Below are 16,290 nucleotides of genomic sequence, written 5' to 3' on the forward strand. Positions count from 1 at the left end.
CATGTTCGGCAAACTCACACTATCGGCGATCCCGTTCGATCAGCCCATCATCATGGTGGCCGGCGCCTTCATGGGGCTGGTCGTGCTGGGCATTCTCGCCGCGCTGACGATCACCGGCCGCTGGAAGTGGCTGTGGACGGAGTGGCTGACGACCGTCGACCACAAGAAACTCGGCGTGATGTACATCATCGTCGCGCTGATCATGCTGCTGCGCGGCTTCGCCGACGCGATCATGATGCGCATGCAGCTGGCGCTCGCTTACAACGCGCCCGGCTACCTGCCGCCGCATCACTATGACCAGATCTTCACGGCACACGGCGTGATCATGATCTTCTTCATGGCGATGGTGTTCATGGTCGGCCTGATGAACCTGATCGTGCCGCTGCAGATCGGTGCGCGCGACGTCGCGTTTCCGTTCATCAACTCGCTGTCCTTCTGGATGACCGCGGTCAGCGCGATCCTGATCAACGTGTCGCTCGTGATCGGCGAGTTCGCGCAGACGGGCTGGCTCGCGTATCCGCCGCTGTCGGAGTTGCAGTTCAGTCCGGGGGTAGGGGTCGACTACTACCTGTGGGCGCTGCAGATCTCGGGTGTCGGCACGCTGCTGACCGGCGTGAACTTCTTCGTGACGATCATCAAGATGCGCGCGCCCGGCATGACGCTGATGAAGATGCCGGTGTTCACGTGGACGGTCCTCTGCACGAACGTGCTGATCATGGCGTCGTTCCCGATCCTGACCGCGACGCTCGCGCTGCTCGGTCTCGACCGTTACCTCGGCATGCACTTCTTCACGAACGAAGCCGGCGGCAACGCGATGCTGTACCTGAACCTGATCTGGGCGTGGGGCCATCCGGAGGTGTACATCCTGATCCTGCCGGCTTTCGGCATCTTCTCGGAAGTCATCGCGACGTTCTCGAAGAAGCCGCTGTTCGGCTACAAGACGATGGTGTACGCGACCTGCGCGATCATGGTGCTGTCGTTCCTCGTGTGGCTGCATCACTTCTTCACGATGGGCTCGGGTGCGAACGTGAATGCGTTCTTCGGCATCATGACGATGATCATCGCGATCCCGACCGGCGTGAAGGTGTTCAACTGGCTGTTTACGATGTACCGCGGCCGGATCGAATTCACGACGCCCGTGCTGTGGACGATCGGCTTCATGGTCACGTTCACGCTCGGCGGCATGACCGGTGTGATGATGGCGATTCCGGGCGCGGACTTCGTGCTGCACAACAGCCTGTTCCTGATCGCGCACTTCCACAACGTGATCATCGGCGGCGTGCTGTTCGGGTACCTCGCTGGCTTCAACTACTGGTTCCCGAAGGCGTTCGGCTTCAAGCTGAACGAGAAGCTCGGCAAGGCCGCGTTCTGGTTCTGGCAGGTCGGCTTCTACGTCGCGTTCGTGCCGCTCTACGTGCTCGGCTTCATGGGCATGACGCGGCGTCTGAACCACTACGACAACCCGGCGTGGCATCCGTGGCTGCTGGTCGCCGCGTTCGGCGCCGTGCTGATCGCGATCGGCATCGCATGCCAGCTGCTGCAACTGGTCGTCAGCATCCGCAATCGCAACCTGCCGGCTTACCGCGACACCACGGGCGATCCGTGGGGCGGCCGCACCCTGGAATGGGCGACCTCGTCGCCGCCAGCCGAATACAACTTCGCGGTGATCCCGCAAGTGCGCACGCTCGACGCGTATGCCGACATGAAGGCACGCGGCGACGGCCGGCCGAACCCGGCGACGATCCGCGACATCCACATGCCGTCGAACACGTGTGCGGGCCTCGTGGTCGCGATCTTCAGCCTGGTGCTGGGCTTCGCGCTCGTGTGGCACATCTGGTGGATGGCCATCGGCGGCCTGGTCGGCATCGTCGCGACGCTCGTGATCTACAGCTCGCGTGACAACGATGGCTACTACATCCCGGCATCGAAGGTGCGCAGGATCGAAGAGAAGCAACCTGCGGCACGCGTGGCCACGCATGTCGACGACGTGGAACTGGAGGCCAACTGATGTTGCAGAAAACCTTGAGCGCAACCCTGCTCGAGCACGACGACCATCCGCCGTCGCACTCGGTGTTCGGCTTCTGGCTGTACCTGATGACCGACTGCGTGATCTTCGCGGCGCTGTTCGCGACGTTCGCGGTGCTCGGCAACCAGTATGCGGGCGGTCCGACCGCGAAGGACCTGTTCGACATTCCGGGCGTCGCGGTCGAAACCGCCGCGCTGCTGCTGTCGAGCATCACCTACGGTTTCGCGATGCTGGCCGCGTACAAGCAGCGGCGCGGCGCGCTGCTCGCGTGGCTCGCGGTGACGTTCGTGCTCGGCGCGGCGTTCCTCGCGATGGAACTACGTGAGTTCTCGCACCTGATCGCGGACGGCGCGGGCCCGCAGCGCAGCGCGTTCCTGTCGGCGTTCTTCACGCTGGTCGGCACGCACGGGCTGCACGTGACGGCCGGTCTGCTGTGGATGATCGTGCTCGCCGGGCAGATCGTACTGCGCGGCGGCGACCTGACCGATCGCGACCTGCGGCGCCTGACGTGCCTGAGCCTCTTCTGGCACTTCCTCGACATCGTGTGGATCTGCGTGTTTTCCTTTGTCTATCTCGCGAGCGTGATCTAAATGGCTCATTCGCATTCGTCTCAACTCGAAGAAGGGCACGGCAGTGTCGGCGGCTATGTCGCTGGCTTCATCCTGTCGGTTCTGCTCACCGCCGCGTCATTCGGCCTCGTGATGGGCGGCGTGCTGTCGCCGCACGCGTCGCTGATCGCGCTGGCCGCGCTCGCGTTCGTGCAGATCGTCGTGCACCTCGTGTACTTCCTGCACATGAACGGTTCGTCCGGCCAGCGCTGGAACGTGATGGCGTTCAGCTACACCGTGCTGACGGCGGCGATCCTGATCGTCGGCACGCTGTGGGTGATGCACAACGTCAGCATGAACATGATGTCACGCTGAACGGCATCGCGGCGCAGCGGACGATCTCCATGCGCTTCATGCAAAAAAGGCGGCACGCGAGTGCCGCCTTTTTCTCATTTCGCCCGTGCAATGCACACCGGTCGTCAGTGCGTGCTCGTGCCCGCGTCAGCCGTCAGCGCAGGCGAGCAGTCCGTGCGGTACTCCGCGGCGAGCCGATGCTTCGCGCCGTCGAGGATCGCGCCGCGGACGCCCTTGGCCTGTTCGAGGTGCCAGTTTGCGTTCTCGATAGTGACGGTCGCATCGTCGACGAGAATGCCGACCGCGAGCGCGGGTCCGCCGAGCGTCAAAGCTGCGCCGCTTGACGCCGGGCGCGGGCCAGGATGAAAGATGTTCCAGGAAGGGCGGAACGGGCCCTCGGCCGGCACGGCAAGGCGGGCCGGGCAGGCGGGCGCGACGGCCGGGCGCCAATTGTTACAAGACGTTAGCGGGCGCTTCCCGTTGCGACGCTGCGCATCAGTTCTTACAAACTTGAAATATGCCGGGACGGCGCTTGTCGCTATAGTCGAATCACACATGAAACAACTCGAAGAGGAATCCATGAAGACTTTGCGTATTGCCTCGCTCTTGACCGGTATGACGGCCTTGCTCGTGTCGGGCGCAGCAATGGCGGGAGTCAATGTCGGGATCAACGTCGGCGTGCCGGCTCCGGTCTACGTCGCGCCCGCGCCCGTGTATGCGCCGCCGCCTCCGCCGGTCGTCTACCAGCCGGCGCCCGTGTATGCACCGGCGCCCGTCTACGCGCCGGCACCGGCGATCGTGATCGGCTGGCACGGCGATCGTTACTGGGACGGCCGCCGCTACTGGGGCCGCGACGAGTGGTATCGCCATCATGGCCGCGGCTGGGGCGGCGATCGCGGTCACGGTCATTGGGATAACGGCCGCCACAACGGCTGGCGTTGATCGACATGCGCGCATGAGATGAAGACCGCCCGCGAGGCGGTTTTCTTTTGCCTGCGCGTGCCGCGCGCGGCGGTCGCGATGCGTTGGCGCCACGCGCGAAAAGCCGCACGCTGGCTCGACGTCGAATTGAATGGGTAGAATCGACCCACGTTCCATCCCTCAATCGACCGACAGGGCCTCTATGACGAAGGGTTCGCCCCGGGCCGCCGCCGCGCGCACCCGCTTCGGCGCCGCGCGTGCAGTACGTGCCGCCGGCCGCACGGCGGCAGCATGGGCAATACAGGCGGTACTCGCCGCGACGGCCGCGCACGCGGCCCATGCGATCGCGCAGTACGGCGAGCCGAAATATCCGCCGGGCTTCAAGCATTTCGACTACGTGAACCCGGACGCGCCCAAGGGCGGCACGCTCGTGCTCGCGAACCCGAACCGGCTGACGTCGTTCGACAAGTTCAATCCGTTCACGATGCGCGGCAACCCTGCGCCGGGCGTCGACATGTTGTTCGAGAGCCTGGCGACCGGCAGCATGGACGAACCGTCATCCGCCTACGGGCTGCTCGCCGACGACATCGCGATCGCGCCGGACCGCCGCTCGGTCACGTTCCACCTGAATCCGCGCGCGCGCTTCTCGAACGGCGATCCGGTCACGGCCGAGGACGTCCGGTTCTCGTTCGACACGCTCAAGAGCAAGCTGGCCGCACCGCAGTTCGGCGCATATTTCGCCGAAATCGCGAAGGCCGTGGCGGTCGACCCCGCGACCGTGCGCTTCGAATTCCGCAGCGCGAACCGCGAGCTGCCGCTGATCGCCGGCGGCGTGCCGGTGTTTTCGCGCAAGTGGGGGCTGCGCGCGGACGGTTCGCGGATTCCGTTCGACCAGCTCGCGTTCGAACAGCCGATCGGCAGCGGCCCGTACCTGATCGAGCGCTACGACAACGGCCGCACCATTACGTACCGGCGCAATCCCGCGTACTGGGGCGCCGATCTGCCGGTGCGGATCGGCACCGACAACTTCGAGCGGATCGTCTACAAGCTGTACGGCGACGGCGTCGCGCGGCTCGAGGCGTTCAAGGCCGGCGAGTACGACGTGCTGGTCGAATACATCGCGCGCAACTGGACGCGACGCGACGTCGGCAAGCGCTTCGACAGCGGCGAGCTCGTCAAGCGCGAATTCCGCCAGCACAACGGCGCGGGCATGCAGGGCTTCTTCATGAACCTGCGCCGCCCGCAGTTTCGCGACGTGCGCGTGCGCCAGGCGCTCGATCTCGCGTTCGACTTCGAATGGCTGAACCGCCAGCTGTTCTATAGCGCGTACACGCGCCTCGACAGCTATTTCGCCGATACCGACCTGCAGGCGACCGGTACGCCGGGTCCGGGCGAGCTGAAACTGCTGGAGCCGTTGCGCGCGCAGCTCGACCCGGCCGTGTTCGGGCCGATGGTCACGCAACCGAACACAAACCCGCCGGGCTCGCTGCGCGCGAATCTGCTGAAGGCGCGCGCGCTGCTCGCGCAGGCCGGCTGGACCTACCACGACGGCGCGTTGCGCAACGCGCAGGGCGAGCCGTTCACGTTCGAGATTCTCGACGATTCGGGCGCGGCGATGGAAGGCGTCGTGACCGCCTACCAGCGCAATCTCGCGAAGCTCGGCATCGACGCGCGCTTTCGCACGGCCGATTACGCGCTGCTGCAGAAGCGGCTCGACGCGTTCGACTACGACATGACGACGGTCCGCCTGCCGGGCGTGCAGGTGCCGGGCGCGGAGCAGTTCTCGCGCTACGCCAGCAAGTTCGCCGACGAGCCGGGCTCCGACAATATCATCGGCCTGAAGTCGCCGGCCGTCGACACGCTGCTGCATGCGCTCGGCGCCGCGCAGACGCGCGACGACCTGCTCGACGCGACGCATGCGCTCGATCGCGTGCTGATGCATGGCTATTACGCGGTCCCGCAGTGGTACAGCACCACGCACCGGATCGCCTACAAGCGCACGCTCGGCTATCCGCAGACGCTGCCGCTGTACTATTCGGCCGAGGGCTGGGTCGTGTCGACCTGGTGGGCCAAGCCCGATCACTGAAGCCTGCCGGCCCTTCGTTCAACCCAGCCTATCGATCGCGAGTCGACGCCCTATGTGGAGCTACATCCTCAAACGCCTGCTGCTGATGATCCCGACGCTCGTCGGCGTGCTCACGCTCACGTTCGCGGTGATCCAGTTCGTGCCGGGCGGCCCGGTCGAACAGGCCGTGCAGGAACTGCGCAAGGGCGCGACGGAACAGGGCGCGGCGCCGTTCGGGATGCGTGCGCATACCGGCGTCGACGCGCAGCAGCTCGCACAGCTCAAGGCGCTGTACGGCTTCGACAAGCCGCCGCTCGAGCGTTACTGGCTGATGCTGAAGCGCTTCGCGCGCTTCGATCTCGGCGATAGCTACTTCCGCCACCAGAGCGTGTGGTCGCTGATCGTGCAGAAGCTGCCGGTGTCGATCAGCATCGGGTTGTGGACGTTCTTCGTCACCTATCTGATCTCCGTGCCGCTCGGCATCGCGAAGGCCGTGCGCAACGGTTCGCCGTTCGATGTCGCGACGAGCCTCATCGTGCTGGTCGGCTATGCGATTCCGGGCTTCGTGCTCGGCGTGCTGCTGCTCGTGTTGTTCGGTGGCGGGACGTTCTGGCAGTTGTTCCCGCTGCGCGGGCTGACATCGGACAACTTTTCCCAGCTGTCGCTCGCCGGCAAGGTGCTCGACTATCTGTGGCACATCGCGCTGCCGATCACCGCATCGGTCGTCGGCAGTTTCGCGGTCATCACGATGCTCACGAAGAACGCGTTCCTCGACGAAATCCGCAAGCAGTACGTGCTGACCGCGCGCGCGAAAGGGCTCGCCGAGCGCACCGTGCTGTGGAAGCACGTGTTCCGCAACGCGATGCTGCCGCTGATCGTCGGGTTTCCAGCCGCGTTCATCGGCGCATTCTTCACGGGCAGCCTGCTGATCGAGACGCTGTTCTCGCTCGACGGCCTCGGGCTGCTGTCGTACGAGTCGGTCGTGCGGCGCGACTATCCGGTCGTGCTCGGCACGCTGTACCTGTTCACGCTGATCGGGCTCGCGACCAAGCTGATCTCCGACCTCTGCTACGTGTGGGTCGACCCGCGCATTCAATTCGACAATCTGGAGCGCTGACATGAAACCGTCCGCCAGCACGCCGTTCGTCGGCGCGCCTGTCCGCCTGCCCGCGCTCGCCGGGCGAGGTGCGCGATGAACCGGGCCGTCGTGTCGTCCCGCATCGACGCGGCGCGCGCGCGCGTGTCACCATCGCCCGCGCGCCGCGTCTGGCAGCGCTTTCGCCAGCAGCGCCTCGGCTACTGGAGCTTCGTCATCTTTGCGGTCGCGTTCGCCGCGAGCCTCGCGGCACCGCTATGGTCGAACGACAAGCCGCTCGTCGTGCGCTACGACGGCCAGACCTATTTCCCGATGTTCCATGCGTATCCGGAGACGACCTTCGGCGGTGACTTCCCGACGCCGGCCGACTATCTCGATCCGTATGTCCGCAAGCGGCTCGAGGCGCCGGGCAACTTCGTCGTCTATCCGCCGAACCGCTATTACTACGACACGCTGAATTACTTTTCGACCGTGCCGAACCCGGCGCCGCCGTCGCGCGCGAACTGGCTCGGCACCGACGCGCAGGGGCGCGACCTGCTCGCGCGGCTCGTGTACGGGTTCCGCGTGTCGGTCGAGTTCGGGCTGATCCTGACCGCTATCGGCACGTTGCTCGGGATCGCCGCTGGCGCAGTGCAGGGCTTCTTCGGAGGACGCATCGACATCGTGGGGCAACGGCTGATCGAGATCTGGAGTTCGCTGCCCGAGCTGTACCTGCTGATCATCTTCGCATCGATCTTCGAGCCGAGCTTCCTGCTGCTGATCGTGCTGCTGTCGCTGTTCGGCTGGATCGGCCTGGCCGACTACGTGCGTGCCGAGTTCCTGCGCAACCGCACGCAGGACTACGTGCGGGCGGCCCGCGCGATGGGGCTCACGAACTGGCAGATCATCTGGCGCCACGTGCTGCCGAACAGCATGACGCCCGTGATCACGTTCCTGCCGTTCCGGATGAGCGGTGCGATCCTCGCGCTCACGAGCCTCGACTTCCTCGGGCTTGGCGTGCCACCACCGACGCCGAGCCTCGGCGAGCTGCTCGCGCAGGGCAAGGGCAATCTCGACGCGTGGTGGATCTCGCTGTCGACGTTCGGCGTGCTGGTCACGACGCTGCTGTTGCTGACCTTCATGGGCGATGCGCTGCGCAACGCGCTCGACACGCGGATCGCCGACTCGGTGCGCGCGGCAGGAGGCCAGCGATGAGCGACACGGTCGTATCGAACGCGGGCGAACCGCTGCTGTCGCTCGAGCATCTGCACGTGCGTTTCGGCGACACGGTGGCCGTCGACGACGTGACGCTCGCGATCGGCCGCGGAGAGCGCGTCGCGCTCGTCGGCGAGTCGGGGTCGGGCAAGAGCGTGACCGCGCTGTCGATCCTGCGGCTGCTGCGCGACGCCGACGTGAGCGGCACGATCCGCTTCGCCGGGCACGACCTCGCCGGCAAGAGCGAGCGCGAGATGCGCGGGCTGCGCGGCTCGGCCATCGCGATGATCTTCCAGGAGCCGATGACGGCGCTCAACCCGCTGTACACGATCGGCGCGCAAATCGGCGAGACGATCGTGCTGCACGACGGCGTGACGGCGGGGGAGGCGCGCAAGCGCGCGATCGCGCTGCTTGCGCGCACCGGCATCGCGGAGCCGGAGAAGCGCGTCGACAGTTACCCGCATCAGTTGTCGGGTGGCCAGCGGCAGCGCGCGATGATCGCGATGGCGCTCGCGTGCCGGCCGCGCCTCTTGCTCGCGGACGAGCCGACCACGGCGCTCGACGTGACGATCCGCGCGCAGATCGTCGATCTGCTGCTCGAGTTGCAGCGCGAGGAGGCGGAAAAACGCGGGATGGCGATCCTGCTGATCACGCACGACCTTAACCTCGTGCGGCACTTCGCCGAGCGGGTCGCGGTGATGGAGCGCGGCAAGCTGGTCGAAAGCGGGTCGGTCGAGCGGATCTTCGCGGAGCCGGAGCATCCGTATACCCGGCGGCTGCTGAATAGCCGGCCGCAGCGCACGGTCGCGTCGGTGCTGCCGATCGCGCCCGTCGTGCTCGAAGCGCGCCACGTCAGCGTGCAGTTCGCGCGCAAGCGGCCGGGCTTCGCGGGCTGGTTCGGCACGACGCCCGTGACGGCGGTCGCGGACGTGTCCGTGTCGGTGCGGCAGGGCGAGACGCTCGGGATCGTCGGCGAGTCCGGTTCAGGGAAGTCGACGCTCGCGATGGCGCTGCTCGGGCTGCAACGGACGGCGCACGGCGAGATCGAATTCCAGGGGCGCGCGCTGTCGACCTACCGTGGCCGCGAACAGACCGCGCTGCGCTCGAACATGCAGGTCGTCTTTCAGGATCCATTCAGCTCGCTGTCGCCGCGTCACACGATCGAGCGGATCGTAGGCGAGGGGCTCGAACTGCATCGCCCGGAGCTGACGCCGGACGCGCGCCGCGCGAAGTCGCTGGCCGTGCTGCGCGAAGTCGGCCTCGACCGCACGGTGCTGCATCGCTATCCGCACGAATTCTCGGGCGGGCAGCGCCAGCGCATCGCAATCGCGCGCGCGCTCGTGCTGGAGCCGCGCATCCTGATCCTCGACGAACCGACTTCCGCGCTCGACGTGTCGATCCAGCAGCAGGTGCTGAAACTGCTCGCGAATTTGCAACAGAAATACAACCTCGGCTATGTATTCATCAGCCACGATCTGGAGGTGATCGGCGCGATGGCGCATCGGGTCGCGGTGATGCAGGGCGGGGCGATCGTCGAGTCCGGGGACGTGGCCGATATCTTCACGAAACCGTCACATCCTTACACACAAAAGCTGTTGAAAGCGGTCTGGAAAGCGTGATAGGCGTCCAATGGTCTGACTATCTCGATTGTATTTTTTAATTTGTTTTGACAAACGATTACGCGCTGGCTAGTATCGACCGAAATTTTCCGCCAATCAGCTGATTTTTAAGCACATTCCATCGACCAATGCAGCATCGATCCCTGACCCAGGCATGCGCGCGCACCCTCGCCGGGCTGTTCATCGGCGCCCTGTTCGCAGCAGCTCCCGTCGCGTTCGCCGACGAAGTCAGCAGTTTTAACCAGAATGTCACGAATTCGACTCAAATCGGGTCGAATTCGTCCCTCCAGCAGACCAGCGCGCAGCCGTCGAGCGGCGGCGCGAAGTCGTTCCTCGCCGGCATGGCCGGCAAGGCAGGCGACGTGGTCGTCGGCGCGCTGAACATGATCGGCGTGCGCTACCGCTGGGGCGGTAACTCGCCGGATTCCGGCCTCGATTGCAGTGGCTTCGTGCGCTACGTGTTCCAGGACACGCTCGGCATGTCGCTGCCGCGTCGCGCGGAAGAGATGAGCCGCGTCGGCGAGAAGGTCAGCATGAGCAACCTGAAGCCGGGCGACCTCGTGTTCTTCAACACGATGCGCCGTACGTTCTCGCACGTCGGCATCTACATCGGCGACAACAAGTTCGTGCATTCGCCGTCGACGGGCAGCACGGTTCGCGTCGACGATCTCGACAGCGGCTACTGGGAAAAGCGTTTCACCGGTGCCCGCCGGATCGAATCGGCGTTCCCGATGAAGGCCGACGACCTGCGCCAACGCGTGCGCGCGACGATCGGCGACGACGCGGCGAACGGCAGCAACTGACGCACGCCGGCGATCGGCCGGATGAAAAAACCCTGTCACCGAAAGGCGGCAGGGTTTTTTGCTTTGGGGCGCGCGGAAGCGGCGGGTTGGGGGGGCGTCGGCGCCGGTGGCGGCCCGTTACACGTCGTGCCCCGCGATGCGTCCGCTTATGCCGCTGCTGCCCCGCGGGCTGCCGCAAGCTTGCGCTGCAACTCGGGCATGATGCGCGCGACCGCTTCTTCGCCCGCGAGGATGGCCGCGTTGCGCTGGTTGAAGTCGCTGCCACCCATCGCCGCGAGGTTCGGGCGAATCACGACGTCCGCGTATTTGTCGAGCTCGTAGGTCTTGATCGTCTGACCCATGATCGTGAAGGTCTGCAGCAGCATCTCGATCGGGTTGCTGGTCGCCGCGCCGTCCGGTCGCGACGAGATGTCGACCGCGATCACGAAGTTCGCGCCCATCTTGCGCGCGAACGACGCGGGCACCGGGCTCACGAGACCGCCGTCGACGTATTCGCGGTTGCCGATCTTCACGGGCTCGAACACCGACGGCACGCTGCACGACGCGCGCACCGCAAGCCCCGTATTGCCCTGCTGGAACAGAATCGGCTGGCCGTTCTGCAGGTCGGTCGCGACGACGCCGAGCGGCTTCGCCATCTTTTCGATCGGCCGGTTGTTGAGCGTCTTGTTCAGGAAGTTCTGCAGCGCGATGCCCTGCAGCAGCCCGCGCGAGCGGAACGGCAGCGCCCAGTCGCTGATCGCCGCCTGATCCATGTCGAGCGCGATCTTGTTGATCTGCAGCCCGCTCATCCCCGACGCGTACAGTGCCCCGACCACCGAGCCCGCGCTCGTGCCGGCGACGATCTCGACCGGGATGCCGCGCGCCTCCAGCGCTTTCAGCACGCCGATGTGCGAGAAGCCGCGGGCGGCGCCGCCGCCGAGCGCGATGCCGATCTTCACGGGCTTCTCGCGCGACTGCGCGGGATTCGCGGCGTTGTCGGGGCGGGACTTGTCGCCGAACGACGTGCAAGCGGCGAGGCTGGCGGATGCGCATGCGATCGTGAAGTGACGGCGCGACAGGCGAGGGGACGACATCGTGTGGTTCTCCGGCGGCTTGGCGGCGGGCCGGGCGGCCCGCGGCGGCGATAGGTTCCGAGCGGCCGTGCGGCAGAAACCGGGCGGCCGGCGCGGCGCCGGCTGGCGGCCGCGGCGCGCACATCATAAAGCAAGCGGCGCGCTTGGCGCGAAGACCGGCGCGAGTATAATTCCGGCTTCTTTCCCGTTCCGGGCGCGGCCGGCCCCATTGCTGTCCGGGCTGTCGCCGTCGATCCCGCGTCGAATCATTCATGCGCCCCAGGCGTTCGAGTTACCGTTTATGACCCGTCCTGTCCGTACCCGCTTCGCGCCGAGTCCCACCGGCTTCATCCACCTCGGCAACATCCGCTCCGCGCTCTATCCGTGGGCGTTCGCGCGCAAGATGAAAGGCACGTTCGTGCTGCGTATCGAGGATACCGACGTCGAGCGTTCGTCGCAGGAAGCCGTCGACGCGATCCTCGAGGGGATGCAGTGGCTCGGCCTGGATTTCGACGAAGGCCCGATCTACCAGATGCAGCGGATGGACCGCTATCGCGCGGTGCTCGCGCAGATGCTCGAGCAGGGGCTCGCGTACCCGTGCTACATGTCGGCCGAGGAACTCGACGCGCTGCGCGAACGCCAGCGCGAGGCTGGCCTCAAGCCGCGCTACGACGGCACGTGGCGTCCGGAGCCGGGCAAGGTCCTGCCCGAGCCGCCGGCCGGTGTGAAGCCCGTGCTGCGGTTCCGCAACCCGCTGACCGGCACGGTCGTGTGGGACGACGCGGTGAAGGGGCGTGTCGAGATCTCGAACGAGGAGCTCGACGACCTCGTGATCGCGCGTCCGGACGGCACGCCGATCTACAACTTCTGCGTGGTCGTGGACGACATGGACATGAACATCACGCACGTGATCCGTGGCGACGACCATGTGAACAACACGCCGCGCCAGATCAACATCCTGCGCGCGCTCGGCGGCGAGCCGCCCGTCTATGCGCACCTGCCGACCGTGCTGAACGAGCAGGGCGAGAAGATGAGCAAGCGGCATGGCGCGATGAGCGTGATGGCGTATCGCGACGCGGGCTTCCTGCCGGAGGCGGTCGTCAACTACCTCGCGCGTCTCGGCTGGTCGCACGGCGACGCCGAAATCTTCTCGCGCGAGCAGTTCGTCGAATGGTTCGACCTCGAGCATCTCGGCAAGTCGCCCGCGCAATACGATCACAGCAAGCTGAGCTGGCTGAACGCCCATTACATCAAGGAAGCGGACAACGCGCGCCTCGCCGCGCTGGCGAAACCGTTCCTCGCGGCGCTCGGCATCGACGATGCGGCGATTGCGACGGGCCCGGCGCTCGACGCGGTGGTCGGCCTGATGAAGGATCGCGCGACGACGGTCAAGGAGATCGCCGAAGGTGCCGCGATGTTCTACCGCGTGCCGGCGCCGGACGCCGACGCGCTCGCGCAGCACGTGACCGATGCGGTGCGCCCGGCGCTGGCCGATCTCGTCACTGCGCTGAAGGCAGCCGAGTGGACGAAGGAGGCGGTGTCCGCCGCGTTGAAGGCGACGCTCGGCGCGCACAAGCTGAAGATGCCGCAGCTCGCGATGCCGGTGCGCCTGCTGGTGGCGGGCACGACGCATACGCCGTCGATCGACGCGGTGCTCGTACTGTTCGGTCGGGACATCGTGGTGTCGCGCATCGAGGGTGCGCTGGCCTGAGGTTGGGGCGGGGCGAAGCCGCCCGTGCATGACATCACGGCGGCTTCGCAAAAAAATTCGCTCGAATCGCAAAAAGGGTATTTACAAGTTCAAATTCGGTCCATATAATCTCATTTCTGTTCTGCAAGGGGGTATAGCTCAGCTGGGAGAGCGCTTGCATGGCATGCAAGAGGTCAGCGGTTCGATCCCGCTTACCTCCACCATCAGAGCAGAATGGATTGATTTGCGAAGCAGTGGTGGTAGTAATAAATGCTTCACAAAATGATTTAAAGCAGTTAGAATTTCGGCCTTCGCTGTTGATGATGAGTGAATAGCGAAAGTCAGACAGATCTGAAAAGATTATGTCCCCTTCGTCTAGAGGCCTAGGACATCACCCTTTCACGGTGAGTACAGGGGTTCGAATCCCCTAGGGGACGCCAGATTCAGCGGCGTTTCGTAGTAGAAGTGTCGCGAGGCTTGCAGAACGTAACCGACGTCCTGCAGGTAACGGTGCAGAAAGTTGGAGCGGTAGTTCAGTCGGTTAGAATACCGGCCTGTCACGCCGGGGGTCGCGGGTTCGAGTCCCGTCCGCTCCGCCAGAACGAAGCCCGTTCAAGACGTTTTTGAGCGGGCTTTTGTATTAAAGGTGTAAGCAGTGCCTTGTCCCCTTCGTCTAGAGGCCTAGGACATCACCCTTTCACGGTGAGTACAGGGGTTCGAATCCCCTAGGGGACGCCAGATTCAGCGGCGTTTCGTAGTAGAAGTGTCGCAACGCTCGCAGGGCGTGAACGAGGTCCTGCGGGTGAGAGTAAAGAAAGCTGGAGCGGTAGTTCAGTTGGTTAGAATACCGGCCTGTCACGCCGGGGGTCGCGGGTTCGAGCCCCGTCCGCTCCGCCAGAACATGGCCCGTTCAAATGAACGTTTTGAACGGGCTTTTGCATTAAAGATGTAAGCAGTACGTTGTCCCCTTCGTCTAGAGGCCTAGGACATCACCCTTTCACGGTGAGTACAGGGGTTCGAATCCCCTAGGGGACGCCAGATTTCGGCGTCGTTCGAACAAACGATGCGCCGGCAGGAAGTAACCGACGCCTGCCAGGCAAGAAGCAAGACTGGAGCGGTAGTTCAGTCGGTTAGAATACCGGCCTGTCACGCCGGGGGTCGCGGGTTCGAGTCCCGTCCGCTCCGCCAGAAAATGAAAAAGCCCGCCTCGTGCGGGCTTTTTCATTTGCGTTTCCGTTCGTGCCCGCTTGCGGGCGCGTGATTGCGGAGTGGAGGAAGTCGCCTGCGCGGCTTCCGGCGGGACTCGAAGGGCTGCGCGTGCACGCGCAGCCGCGGCCTGCGGGATGTAGGCGAGTCCCGTCCGCTCCGCCGAGAAATGAAAAAGCCCGCCTCGCGCGGGCTTTTTCATTTGCATCGCCGATCCGCGCGTCGCTACGAGAAATTCGCGATTGCATCCGCCCGCGACTGCGCTATCGTGGCGGGATGCGTACTTGACCCCCGCGCGATGCTCGATCCGACCGACCTGCGATTGCTGTATCAGCTCCGGCCAGCGGAGCCTGGCGATTTTCCCTTTGCCGAGGCGCTCACGCACGGCAACATGGGCGGCTATTACAAGCGCCACGGCCTCGTCTGGCGCAGCGATCTGTTCTATGCGAGCTGGCGCGAATCCGAAAACTTCATCCTGGAAGCCGACGGTCAACGCATCGGCGTGCTGCGCGTGACCGAGGAGGGCGATTCGCTGCACATTCGCGACGTGCAGATCGCAGCCGGCCATCGCGGGCAGGGTGCAGGCACCTACATGCTCGACATGTCGCATCGTTGGGCGCGCGCCCGCGGGCTGCACGAACTGCAGTTGCGCGTGTTCGTCGACAATCCGGCCGCGAAACTCTACCAGCGCATGGGGTACCGCGTCACCGGGCCCAGGCTGGCGCAGCTCGGATCGATCCGTCATATGGTGCGCGCAGTCTGAATGCGCAACGGCACAAGGCCGGAGGCAACCTGGCGACGGTCAGCGTGCAGTGCCGATCGCGTCGTCGTCGGGGATGTCGTCGGTGGCGATGCCGTCTTCCGAGCCGCGATGCTCATAGCCGCGCAGCATGAATGCGCGCGGGCTTTCGCCGAACGCGCGCCGGAACATCGCCGAAAACGCGCTCTGACTCTGGTAGCCGAGCTCACGCGCGATATGTGACAGAGGACGCCCCTGGTTCAACAGTGGAATCGCGCGCGCGAGCAGCGCCTGCTGCCGCCACTGCGAAAAACTCACGCCCAGTTCCTGCTTGAACAGCCGCGAAATCGTGCGCGTGCTTGCGCCGACCTCACCCGCCCAGTGTTCGAGCGATTCCGCGTGCGCGGGTTGCGCGAGCACCGACTCGCACAGCAGGCGCAGCCGCTTCTCGTCGGGCATTGGCACCGCGAGCGGCAGCGGTTCGGCGCGACTCAGTTCGTCGAGCACGAGCCCGCACAGCAGCCGTTCGCGTTCGCTGCTCAGGTCGCGCGCGTCGAGTGCGACGATCAGTTCGCGCAGCAGGCCGGTCACCTCGACGACCCGGCATGCGTCGAGCCCGTCCGGCACGACCGACTCGTCGATATACAGCGTGCGCAAGTACGCTTCCTCGACGATCACGACCTCGTGCGTGACGTGCGGCGGCACCCAGATCGCTCGGGAAGGCGGCACCATCCAGGTCGTCCCGGTCGTCGCGACGCGCAGCACGCCGCGCGACGCATACGCAAGTTGCGCCCACGCGTGCGTGTGCAGCGGGATCCGGCGGCCGGCATCCACCTGCCGCGCCCTTACGCGCATCGGATGGACGCGGGTCGGCGCGAACTCGGGCGGGATGTCGATGACGTCGTAGGGATTCGATGCGTCGGCTTGGGCAGGCGGATTCATGGACGATTCGGTCGGCTCGGCGGCGATGCCGTTAT

The 16,290-nt window shown here is 65.4% G+C and carries 14 protein-coding genes and 7 tRNA genes; 18 read left to right on the forward strand and 3 right to left on the reverse strand.

From position 1 onward, the window contains the following. The first annotated feature begins 1 nt into the window (after position 1). Genes cyoB through cyoD form a run of 3 tightly spaced genes read left to right on the forward strand, consistent with a single transcriptional unit; the run spans position 2 to position 2,949 of the window. Entirely contained in the window at positions 2-2,008 is a 2,007-nt protein-coding gene (gene cyoB / locus LGM71_RS18380; RefSeq protein WP_174909849.1) for a cytochrome o ubiquinol oxidase subunit I, read from the forward strand. Further along, entirely contained in the window at positions 2,008-2,616 is a 609-nt protein-coding gene (gene cyoC, locus LGM71_RS18385; RefSeq protein WP_059599484.1) for a cytochrome o ubiquinol oxidase subunit III, read from the forward strand. The genes cyoB and cyoC overlap by 1 nt, the downstream gene beginning before the upstream one ends. Next, positions 2,617-2,949: a cytochrome o ubiquinol oxidase subunit IV gene (gene cyoD / locus LGM71_RS18390; RefSeq protein ID WP_006759069.1), complete on the forward strand. Its 333-nt coding sequence runs from the start codon at positions 2,617-2,619 to the stop codon at positions 2,947-2,949. Positions 2,950-3,053: 104 nt separating this feature from the next. On the opposite strand, the gene LGM71_RS18395 is transcribed toward cyoD, so the two are convergent. After that, positions 3,054-3,257, reverse strand: coding sequence for a hypothetical protein (locus LGM71_RS18395; protein ID WP_151050168.1), 204 nt, complete (start codon positions 3,255-3,257; stop codon positions 3,054-3,056). 250 nt (positions 3,258-3,507) lie between these two features. On the opposite strand from LGM71_RS18395, the gene LGM71_RS18400 reads away from it, so the two are divergent. From LGM71_RS18400 to LGM71_RS18425, 6 genes are all read left to right on the forward strand, one after another. Beyond that, positions 3,508-3,870 carry a hypothetical protein gene (locus LGM71_RS18400; RefSeq protein ID WP_059599493.1) on the forward strand — a complete coding sequence of 121 codons (363 nt, stop codon included), beginning with the start codon at positions 3,508-3,510 and terminating at the stop codon, positions 3,868-3,870. A gap of 181 nt (positions 3,871-4,051) precedes the next feature. Continuing rightward, the gene (locus LGM71_RS18405) at positions 4,052-5,935 is read left to right on the forward strand and encodes an extracellular solute-binding protein (protein ID WP_226115748.1); all 1,884 of its coding nucleotides are present in this window, start codon (positions 4,052-4,054) and stop codon (positions 5,933-5,935) included. A gap of 52 nt (positions 5,936-5,987) precedes the next feature. Beyond that, entirely contained in the window at positions 5,988-7,031 is a 1,044-nt protein-coding gene (locus LGM71_RS18410) for a microcin C ABC transporter permease YejB (RefSeq protein WP_059599481.1), read from the forward strand. Between the two features lie 75 nt (positions 7,032-7,106). Then, the gene (locus tag LGM71_RS18415) at positions 7,107-8,204 is read left to right on the forward strand and encodes an ABC transporter permease (RefSeq protein WP_124903431.1); all 1,098 of its coding nucleotides are present in this window, start codon (positions 7,107-7,109) and stop codon (positions 8,202-8,204) included. Then, positions 8,201-9,823: an ABC transporter ATP-binding protein gene (locus LGM71_RS18420; RefSeq protein WP_151050171.1), complete on the forward strand. Its 1,623-nt coding sequence runs from the start codon at positions 8,201-8,203 to the stop codon at positions 9,821-9,823. The genes LGM71_RS18415 and LGM71_RS18420 overlap by 4 nt, the downstream gene beginning before the upstream one ends. A gap of 128 nt (positions 9,824-9,951) precedes the next feature. Further along, entirely contained in the window at positions 9,952-10,626 is a 675-nt protein-coding gene (locus tag LGM71_RS18425; RefSeq protein WP_124622394.1) for a C40 family peptidase, read from the forward strand. A gap of 146 nt (positions 10,627-10,772) precedes the next feature. Here LGM71_RS18425 and LGM71_RS18430 read toward each other — a convergent pair whose 3' ends face one another. Beyond that, positions 10,773-11,699 (reverse strand): patatin-like phospholipase family protein, encoded by a 927-nt coding sequence (locus LGM71_RS18430; RefSeq protein ID WP_059679314.1) that lies wholly within the window; start codon positions 11,697-11,699, stop codon positions 10,773-10,775. A gap of 280 nt (positions 11,700-11,979) precedes the next feature. On the opposite strand from LGM71_RS18430, the gene gltX reads away from it, so the two are divergent. The 9 genes from gltX (at position 11,980) to LGM71_RS18475 (ending at position 15,337) form a co-directional block, all read left to right on the forward strand. Further along, positions 11,980-13,389, forward strand: coding sequence for a glutamate--tRNA ligase (gltX, locus tag LGM71_RS18435; RefSeq protein ID WP_226115750.1), 1,410 nt, complete (start codon positions 11,980-11,982; stop codon positions 13,387-13,389). A gap of 127 nt (positions 13,390-13,516) precedes the next feature. Beyond that, positions 13,517-13,592, forward strand: a tRNA-Ala gene (locus LGM71_RS18440). A gap of 140 nt (positions 13,593-13,732) precedes the next feature. Next, a tRNA-Glu gene (locus LGM71_RS18445) sits at positions 13,733-13,808 on the forward strand. Between the two features lie 82 nt (positions 13,809-13,890). Next, positions 13,891-13,967, forward strand: a tRNA-Asp gene (locus tag LGM71_RS18450). Between the two features lie 63 nt (positions 13,968-14,030). After that, positions 14,031-14,106 (forward strand) — tRNA-Glu (locus tag LGM71_RS18455). 82 nt (positions 14,107-14,188) lie between these two features. Beyond that, positions 14,189-14,265: transfer RNA gene (locus tag LGM71_RS18460), tRNA-Asp, on the forward strand. Positions 14,266-14,330: 65 nt separating this feature from the next. Beyond that, positions 14,331-14,406: transfer RNA gene (locus tag LGM71_RS18465), tRNA-Glu, on the forward strand. A gap of 73 nt (positions 14,407-14,479) precedes the next feature. Beyond that, positions 14,480-14,556 (forward strand) — tRNA-Asp (locus LGM71_RS18470). A 316-nt stretch (positions 14,557-14,872) separates the two neighbouring features. Then, positions 14,873-15,337: a GNAT family N-acetyltransferase gene (locus LGM71_RS18475; RefSeq protein WP_124622689.1), complete on the forward strand. Its 465-nt coding sequence runs from the start codon at positions 14,873-14,875 to the stop codon at positions 15,335-15,337. 39 nt (positions 15,338-15,376) lie between these two features. Here LGM71_RS18475 and LGM71_RS18480 read toward each other — a convergent pair whose 3' ends face one another. After that, positions 15,377-16,255 carry an AraC family transcriptional regulator gene (locus LGM71_RS18480; protein WP_124622398.1) on the reverse strand — a complete coding sequence of 293 codons (879 nt, stop codon included), beginning with the start codon at positions 16,253-16,255 and terminating at the stop codon, positions 15,377-15,379. Positions 16,256-16,290: the final 35 nt, after the last annotated feature.

Origin of the sequence: Burkholderia sp. AU33545 (assembly GCF_020419685.1) — a bacterium.
GTDB classification, from domain to species: domain Bacteria; phylum Pseudomonadota; class Gammaproteobacteria; order Burkholderiales; family Burkholderiaceae; genus Burkholderia; species Burkholderia diffusa.

Bases quoted from the DNA above. Each gene is read 5' to 3' on its own strand.
- LGM71_RS18480 (WP_124622398.1), bottom strand. From the start codon at position 16,255: ATGAATCCGCCTGCCCAAGCCGACGCATCGAATCCCTACGACGTCATC.
- LGM71_RS18475 (WP_124622689.1), top strand. From the start codon at position 14,873: ATGCTCGATCCGACCGACCTGCGATTGCTGTATCAGCTCCGGCCAGCG.
- LGM71_RS18425 (WP_124622394.1), top strand. From the start codon at position 9,952: ATGCAGCATCGATCCCTGACCCAGGCATGCGCGCGCACCCTCGCCGGG.
- gltX (WP_226115750.1), top strand. From the start codon at position 11,980: ATGACCCGTCCTGTCCGTACCCGCTTCGCGCCGAGTCCCACCGGCTTC.
- LGM71_RS18430 (WP_059679314.1), bottom strand. From the start codon at position 11,699: ATGTCGTCCCCTCGCCTGTCGCGCCGTCACTTCACGATCGCATGCGCA.
- cyoB (WP_174909849.1), top strand. From the start codon at position 2: ATGTTCGGCAAACTCACACTATCGGCGATCCCGTTCGATCAGCCCATC.
- LGM71_RS18410 (WP_059599481.1), top strand. From the start codon at position 5,988: ATGTGGAGCTACATCCTCAAACGCCTGCTGCTGATGATCCCGACGCTC.
- LGM71_RS18415 (WP_124903431.1), top strand. From the start codon at position 7,107: ATGAACCGGGCCGTCGTGTCGTCCCGCATCGACGCGGCGCGCGCGCGC.
- LGM71_RS18420 (WP_151050171.1), top strand. From the start codon at position 8,201: ATGAGCGACACGGTCGTATCGAACGCGGGCGAACCGCTGCTGTCGCTC.
- LGM71_RS18400 (WP_059599493.1), top strand. From the start codon at position 3,508: ATGAAGACTTTGCGTATTGCCTCGCTCTTGACCGGTATGACGGCCTTG.
- LGM71_RS18405 (WP_226115748.1), top strand. From the start codon at position 4,052: ATGACGAAGGGTTCGCCCCGGGCCGCCGCCGCGCGCACCCGCTTCGGC.
- cyoC (WP_059599484.1), top strand. From the start codon at position 2,008: ATGTTGCAGAAAACCTTGAGCGCAACCCTGCTCGAGCACGACGACCAT.
- cyoD (WP_006759069.1), top strand. From the start codon at position 2,617: ATGGCTCATTCGCATTCGTCTCAACTCGAAGAAGGGCACGGCAGTGTC.